General features: G+C 64.2%; 5 protein-coding genes. All 5 read right to left on the reverse strand.

The genetic code is table 11. The annotated features are described in order from the left end of the window. Positions 1–17: 17 nt before the first annotated feature. Complete coding sequence (locus Q673_RS23345; RefSeq protein ID WP_235048484.1) at positions 18–1,112, reverse strand: glycosyltransferase; 1,095 nt, start codon at positions 1,110–1,112, stop codon at positions 18–20. Beyond that, complete coding sequence (locus tag Q673_RS35890) at positions 1,090–2,478, reverse strand: O-antigen ligase family protein (protein ID WP_081711977.1); 1,389 nt, start codon at positions 2,476–2,478, stop codon at positions 1,090–1,092. The genes Q673_RS23345 and Q673_RS35890 overlap by 23 nt, the downstream gene beginning before the upstream one ends. Positions 2,479–2,578: 100 nt before the next feature. Beyond that, on the reverse strand, positions 2,579–3,223 hold the full coding sequence (locus tag Q673_RS0118130; RefSeq protein WP_052004174.1) for a biliverdin-producing heme oxygenase: 645 nt from the start codon (positions 3,221–3,223) through the stop codon (positions 2,579–2,581). A 2-nt stretch (positions 3,224–3,225) separates the two neighbouring features. Continuing rightward, the gene (locus Q673_RS23350) at positions 3,226–4,689 is read right to left on the reverse strand and encodes a GAF domain-containing protein (RefSeq protein WP_023005076.1); all 1,464 of its coding nucleotides are present in this window, start codon (positions 4,687–4,689) and stop codon (positions 3,226–3,228) included. Continuing rightward, a partial coding sequence (locus tag Q673_RS35510) for an EAL domain-containing protein (protein WP_152527078.1) occupies positions 4,686–7,999 on the reverse strand: 3,314 nt, incomplete at its 5' end. The genes Q673_RS23350 and Q673_RS35510, both read right to left, overlap by 4 nt.

The following is a 7,999-nucleotide window of genomic DNA, read 5'->3' on the forward strand; positions in this document are numbered from 1 at the left end:
CGCGCCAGAATGGCCGCTTACTGGATACCCGCGGCCAGGCCTTCCTCATCATGGGGCACCACGCAGTGCTCGAGCTCGCCCTTGAGGATCTCGCGGATGCCACCGGGACAATCCACGCTGAGCACCGGCGTGCCACAGGCCAGCGCCTCGAACAGCACGATGCCCATGCCCTCGAAGCGGGAACTGAGCACGAAAAGCCGAGCATGGTGCATCCAGGGGTAGGGATTGGCACGCAGGCCGGCGAAGATGACCCGCCCCTTCAGGCCGAGCTCTTCCACCAATGCCTCGAGACGTGGCCGCTCCTGGCCATCGCCTACCAGTACCAGCGGCAGTTCGACGCCGGAACGGGCATAGGCTCTTACCAGAAGCGCCTGGTCCTTGGCTGGCACCATGCGCGCTACGTTGATGATATAGGGGAACGGCGGCAGGTCGGGTTCCGGCTCTCGCATCTGGCGGCGAATGCTGGCCAGCGGACAAGGGTTGACGATCACCCGCAGCGACGCCGGCTCGCAATCACTGGCTGCCAGTACCCGTCGCATGCTCTCCGCCACACCGGACGACACCGCCACCAGATGCCGCCCCAGGTAGAGACAGCGAGCAAACAGTTGGCGCCGCCAGCGACTTCCTCGCAAGTTGATGATGTTTTCTATTGCGTAGATGGCCCGTTCATCCCGGAAGGTCCAGACCAGCTCGAAGGTGCCCACTCCGCGAAACACGATGCGGTCCACACGGCCATGACGCGCTTCGAAACGCCGCAGCCAGAGGCTGAACACCATACCACCCATCACCCCCGTGCCCAGAAACAAGGAGCGCTTCATCACCGGGTTGATAAAGAGCCTCACCAAAAGCTCAAGCAGCAGGCCAAACCCTGTAACCCTTGACCATAGCTTCAGCGGAAGGGAATGACACACCACGCTCGATTCTTCCGGAGCCAGCGGATCACCGGACCTGCTCAGGCTCAACAGATGGCTTTCGTGACCAGCCTGCGCGAAGGCATCGGCCAGGTTGACCGCCACGCGTTCCATGCCGCCCATCTTGAGGGAACGGACCACCACCAGGGTACGCATGGAAGTCAGCCCTGTTTCATCATCAGCCATCATCTCGTGCTTCATGGGGTTCTCGAATGGGCGGATGTGTCCGGCATCGACCTAACACAGAGCCTCCTGTCTCGACCTGCCAGCGCCAGATATGCGTGACCAGGCCACCGACGATAAGATTGTGCACATACACACCTGTCCAGAAGGAATTATACGATTCAAACTGGTTTACGACTACCCAATAGATGAAGAATGCTGTACCAAACAAGGCGATATCACTGGGCATCACGCCCCCACGCCAGGCAAGCCAGCTGCCTCGGCCAACCCAAAACATCAGAGTGAGAATCAACAGGACACCCAGCAATCCATAGGCGACCCAAATTTCGATCATGAAGTTATGGAGGTGGCCGAACTGATCCTTGATGTCCTGTGGCAACCAGGGGGTTTGCTCCATGACAAGACTTCTCCCCTTGCTTCCCCATCCGAACACAGGACGTTCAGCAATCCATTCGAAAGCCGCTCGCCAACTATGAATACGAATCCCGATGCTGGAATAGGGAACATTGTCGATATCTCCGGACATCAATTCAGTGACCACTCCGGACTCTGTATAAACACGCTTCATCAAGGTGTCCTGAAACGTCAGGATCAACGTCGTCACAACCAGTACTGCTGCGACGCCAACCAGAGCCAGTCGCTTACCGCCGACGTATCGAAACCTGCCACGGGAGACGTTAATGAAAAACCAGAGGGCTCCTGCCACCGGCAAGGCGCAGAGCAATGCCAGCCACACTGCGCGTGTCTGTCCGATAACAAGGCTTACTGCACAGACGATCAACACCGAAAGCCATATCACGAACCTCCATGACGAAAGGCGACCAGCGCGGCATACGATACGTTTGGCAAAACATACCAACCCAAGGAACGCAACTCCAAAGAGCATGGATCCGTGTTGAAGGTTTCGAACTCCAAACCCCACACGCTGCCCCTGGAAGCCATCAACCCATTCCTGAATCCCGTTACCGAGGCTGAAAGGTGTAATAAGAAGGCCTACCAATGCCAACAGCCAGACAAGGAGAGTATGGCGCGTACTGCCTCCGAGCCACCACGCGACAGAAATGAAAATGAAAAGTTTGGCAAGACGATCAAGCTCGGGGTTATCTGCCACCCATTGCGGATGATGCCAATATCCCATACCCCATGAGATGGACTCGACCAGCAGGGCGGAAAGCAACAGCCAGAGTGGGCCAGATGAGCGCAGGCTGCCGCCATGGATGAGCACAGCGATCAGGCCAAGCACCGCTACCAGATTGGCTGCAGCCGACCCAATGGAAGGCAAGGCGATATCAAGGAGTGCGTATAGCCAAAGCGCCAGCAATCCTGGCCATAATAACCACCCACGTAAAGGCCAGTGCGGGATATTCAATCCTGAGCTCTTCATTACGTATCACTTCCTACTTCACGAATACTTCAAGACCACCTGATGGCAGCGTTTTCCAAATAAGAGTTCTCAAGCCCTTGATCATCCACCATGACATTGCTCAGGTCAGTTTCCATGGATTGAGCCCCGCTCGATATGCCACGAAAGCGTCCTGTGCCGACTCGATGGCGGATTCCTCCAGTGCCCGGGTGCGTAAATCGCGCTCGGCACAAGCACACAGTGACTCCCAGTGATGGCGCGCCTCGCCGTCGGCCAAAAAACCGACCGGGGCGTCGTTACCCAGCGCTCGGCGTATGGCGCGCGCCAACACCTCGCCGCCCAGCCGCGAGCCTTCCAGCACATAGCGCAGGCCCAGCAACTGGGCCGGGCAGCTCACCGTCGGGAATGCATAAAGGTCGGCGCCGGCAGCATCATGGCCGACGTGGGCCGAGGCCCGGTCACTCCCCTCCCCCAGCTCACCCTCGAGCGCCTTGAGGTCGGCGATCAGCCGCGGTGCTCGCCGTGGCGACAGCGTGTACTCCAGCCCCAGCGCCTGGCCACCCTGCCATACGGCTCGCTCCAGCGCGGCATGAGGCGCCAGCATGGCGGCAAGCGAGCGGGCATAGCCGTGGCGGGTCAGGCCGGGACGCAGCAGGCGCTGCAGCTCGGGGTGATGATCCAGGGTACGGTGATGGTCGCGGGTGGCCGCGCGCAGCCTGGCCATCACCGCCGGGGGCTCGAGCGCGGATGCCGTGGTGGCGCACATGCCTACTGGCCCATGGCGCTGACCAGGGTGCGCAGCTTGAGCAGCTTGAGATGGCTGCTCTCCGGCCAGGGCCGCGCATGGCCCATGCGCTGCTCCACCCAGCGCTCGAAGGAGCGCCGCGGCGCGATGGGATAGGCGGCACTGACGTCCTCTTCCGGCTTGCTTGGATTGCCGCCCCAGGCCACCTCCTGCACCTCTTCCACCCGGCACACATACAGGCGCAGCCTGCGCCCATCCGCCAGCGGTGCCACCATGCTCAGCACCCCGGCCACTTCGGACAGCGGCATCTCGGCGCAGTCCCGACTCAGGCACTCGCTCTGGCGGGTGGTGGTGCCGGCGCCATCGCACCACTCGGTAACCGCCGTCAGCGCCTCGGGCTCCAGGGTCACGCCCTGGCGGAACAGCTCGATGCCGTTGTCCAGCATCACCCCGTCGGCCTCGAACTCCGCCATCAGCCAGTGGCTGATCTCGGGCCAGGCCGCCTCCAGGCTGCCCAGCTCCAGCAGATGACGACGCTTGGCGGCATAGCGACGCTCCAGGGTGTCGACCAGTGTCATGCGTTGACGGGTATGGAACTCGCGCTGGGCCAGCTCGAAGGCCTTGACCTCATCGGCCAGCGCCTGCAGCCGCAGCGGCGACAGGCGTCGCGGTGAATAGGCGTGCAGCGAGATCAAGGCGGTCAGCGCGCCGCCGGCGACCAGCGGAAAGGACACCGCCGAGGCCACCCCCATGTTGGCCATGTAGGCGCGATGCACCGGCGACACGCTGCGCAGGTCGGCATAGGTCAGGTCCGGCGCCCGCGCGTAGCGGCTGACCACTTCGACACTTGCCGCCTGGGCATCGGGAATGGTGCGCCAGGGGTTCAGCACATAGAGGTTGCGTGCCACCTGGGGAATATCGCTGGCCGGGAAGCGCAGGCCGAGATAGCTGCCCTGGGCCGCGTCGCCGCACGCCTCGGCCAGCACCTCGCCATCGCCATCGGGCACGAATTGATAGAACAGCACCCGATCGAAGCCGCTGGCCTGCCGCAGGGAGTCGACCAAAGCGTGGCGGGCGTCGGCCAGCGCGGTCGCGTCGCGCAGGCTTGCCACACTGCCCGTCTGGCGAACGTTATCGGGCTCGCGGGGGACGGCGAGGCTCGGCACCAGCTCGAGGATCACCTCCCCCTGAAGGCCGCGTGAGGCAAACAGCGCCGCGTCGCCCTCGATGCCGACGACGGCATTGCGCACCACGCGCTCGCCGGGCGCCGTCCCCAAGGCGCCGAGCGGGGCCGCCAGCCCCGGTGGCAGGCGTCGCCCCAGCAGCCGCTCGGCGGGCATGCCCAGCCACTGCGCCAGGTTGCGCGAGGCGTGGGTCACCTTGTGCTCGGCATCAGCGACCACCAGGGCGCCATGGGGCTGGATCACCCCGGACAGGTGCAGGCGTTCGCGCTCACACGCCTCGATGAATCCCGAGGGAATCGTCATGTATCCTCCTTGATGGCAGCGCCTTGGCGCTGTAACCGCTCCATGTAGATCTCCTCTTCCTCGGGACGCGCCATCAGATAGCCCTGCAGCACATCGCAGCCGTGTTCTGCCAGCCAGCTGTGCTGCGCCTCCGTCTCGCCGCCTTCGGCCACGGTGCGCAGCTCCAGCGCCTCGGCCATGCCCAGGATGGCACGCACGATCGCCTCGTCGTTGCGGTCGCGGCCATCCAGGCCATCGACGAAGCTCTTGTCGATCTTCAGTTCGGCCAGCGGCAGCCGCTTGAGGTAGGCCAGCGACGAGTAGCCGGTGCCGAAGTCATCCACCGAGAGCTGGATGCCCGCCTCGCGCAGGCGCTCGATGTTGCCCAGCGCCATGCTGGTTCGGTCGACCAGGGTCCGCTCGGTGAGCTCCAACTGTATCAGATCGGGTGGGATACGATAGGTACGCAGCCCCTCCAGCAGCGCATCCAGATAGCGATCATCCTGGAAACTGCGCGCCGAGACATTGATCGAGACCGGCAGCGATGGAAAGCCCTGGCTGCGCCAGCGGGCCAGGCTCTCCACCGCCAGATGCGCCACGAAACGGTCGATCTCCACGATCAACCCACTCCGCTCGGCGGCGGGGATAAAGTCCCCAGGCGGCACCTCCCCCTGGGTCGGGTCATGCCAACGCAGCAGCGCCTCGGCGCCGAAGAGCCGTCCATCCATGATCACGAACTTGGGCTGGTAGGCCAGGCGAAAGTGCTTGGCCTTGAGCGCCTGACGCAGCGCATTCTCCATGTTGACCTGTTCGACCAGTTGCGCCTGCAACTCCGGCTTGAACAGCTCGAAGCGGTCGCGGCCGCTGTCCTTGGCGCGGTACATGGCGGTGTCCGCCGCCTTGGTCAGCGAGGCCGCGTCGTCGCCGTCGTCGGGGAAGAAGGCCAGGCCGATGCTCGCCGACACATACAGCGAGCGCTGGTCGACCACCACGGGATCATGCAGGGTCTCGATGATGCGCTGGGCCACCCGCTCGGCGCCCGCCACGCTGGTGTCGTTGAGAATCACCGTGAACTCGTCGCCGCCCAGGCGCGCCACGGTGTCCATGTCGCGGACGATCTCGTTGAGCCGTCCGGCCACCTGGGTCAGCAGCTTGTCGCCCACGTCGTGGCCCAGGGTGTCGTTGATGTCCTTGAAGTTGTCCAGGTCGAGGAACATCAGCGCCACCTGGCTGGCGGAGCGCCGCGCCTGGGCCATGGCCAGGTCGAGGCGGTCGTGGAACAGCGTGCGGTTGGGCAGCCCGGTCAGGGCATCATGGGTGGCCAGGTACTCGGCCTGGCGCTGAGACGCCTTGAGCTTGGAGATATCGGCGAACACCGCCACGAAGTGCTGGTTGTCGTCCTCGTCGATGCGGTTGATGGTCAGCCATTCGGGGAACAGTTCACCGTTCTTGCGCTTGTTCCAGATCTCGCCCTGCCAGAAGCCGCGCGCGCTCAGCGAGCGCCACATCGCCTGATAGAGCGAGGGGTCGTTCTTGCCCGAGCGCAGCAGGTCACCCATCTTGTGGCCGATCGCCTCGTCGGCGCGGTAGCCGGTGATGCGCGTGAAGGCGTCGTTGACCGACTGGATGCGCGCCTCGCGGTCGGTGACCACGATCGCCTCCCCCGCCTGCTCGAACACCTTGGCCGAGACCCGCAGCTGACGCTCGGCCTGCTTGCGCAGGGTGATGTCCTCGGCCTCGGTGACGATCGCCGTGGGGTGGCCATCGGCGTCGCGCAGCACCTGGTGCATGGTGGCCAGCACGCGCTCGCTCTCCCCCGGCAGCAAATGCTCCATGGCGACGGGCTGGGTCTCGCGCAGGCTCTGCATGTCGCGGCTCCATACCGAGGCGGCGAAGGGCTCGGGAAACAGCTGGAAATCGGTCTTGCCGATGACCTCGTCCTCATCGAACCCGAACGCCTCGCAGAAACTGGGATTGGCGTACTGGTAGTGGCCGCTCAGGTCCTTCATGGCCAGCAGGATGGTGGTGCTGCGCATCAACGCATCGAGCTGAGCGCGCGACTCGCGCAGCGCCGTCTGGGTCTGGGTGATCTCGGTGACATCGACCAGGGTCACTACCAGCAGCTCCACCTCGTCGCGGCTGCCGATGCCCGGCGTCACCACCAGCTGCAACAGCCGATCCTCGAGGGTGACCATCTCCTCCTCGGGCTCGGCATGCACCAGGGCGTGACTGAGGAAGGTGTCCAGCGAACGCAGCGCCTGCGGCAGCTTGAGGCGATTGACGTGCTGCTGCAATGCAGTGGTGCGCAGCTTGAGCTCGCGCCCCGCCGCGGCGTTGTAGCGCCGCAGGTAGTATTCGTTATCGAACACCAGGATGGGGAACTCGAGCGAATCGTAGAGGTGGGTGTACTCGTCGTTGAGCTCCTGCAACTCGCCACTCTTGACGTTGAGCTCCTCGTTGAGGCTCATCAGCTCTTCGTTGGTGGCCTGCAGCTCCTCGTTGGCCGCCTCCATCTCCTCGTTGGTGGCCTGCAGTTCCTCGTTGGAGGCCTGGGCCTCCTCGTTGAGCGACTGCATCTCCTCGTTGGCGGTGGCCAGCTCCTCGATCAGCGACTGCAGGTGCTCGCGGGTCGCCTGCAGCTCGTCCTCCATGCCGGTCTGCTCGAGCCGGCGCAGCTCGCCGCGCGACACCGCCTCCACCGGCGGGTCGCACTCCTCGACCATCACCATCAGCAGGTTGCCGTCCGCGCCGGCGACAGGGCGAACCGAGAGCCGACAGGTGACGTCGTTCACCACGCGTCGGCGCCCCAGCATCACCCGCGACTCCCGCGAGATCTGGTGCAGCATGGCCAGCAACTCGGCCCGGAACGGCTCGGCGATCACCTCGGCCACGCTGACCTGGGCGCGCCCGCGCGGAAACTGGAAGAGCCGGGCCACATCGCCGGCGGTATGGCGAATGTTGCCCTCCAGGTCGCACAGCGCCACCGTGGCGTTGAGGTGGGCCATCACCCCATCCAGCAGCTGCTGCACCTCGCGATGACTACGCCGCTGGGGCTCACCCTGCGGCTGGCGTGACGGCACCGAGGTAGGCAACGGTTGCTGCTCACCCTGCTTGCCGAACAGCCGCTCGCGGCGATCCAGGGGCTTGAACAATGATTCGGACTGGCCGGCGCTCTCGCTGCGCCCCAGGAACAGTAGCCCGGTGGGGCGCAGCGCGAAGTGGAAGCGTTTGAGCACCTTGGCCTGCAGCTCGCTGTCGAAGTAGATCAGCACGTTGCGGTAGTTGTCAAGGAATCTGTCGCCTCTGAGGTCAGTAAGTATCCCCCGGCAAA

This window comes from Halomonas sp. PBN3 (genome assembly GCF_000475415.1).
Lineage (GTDB): Bacteria > Pseudomonadota > Gammaproteobacteria > Pseudomonadales > Halomonadaceae > Halomonas > Halomonas shengliensis.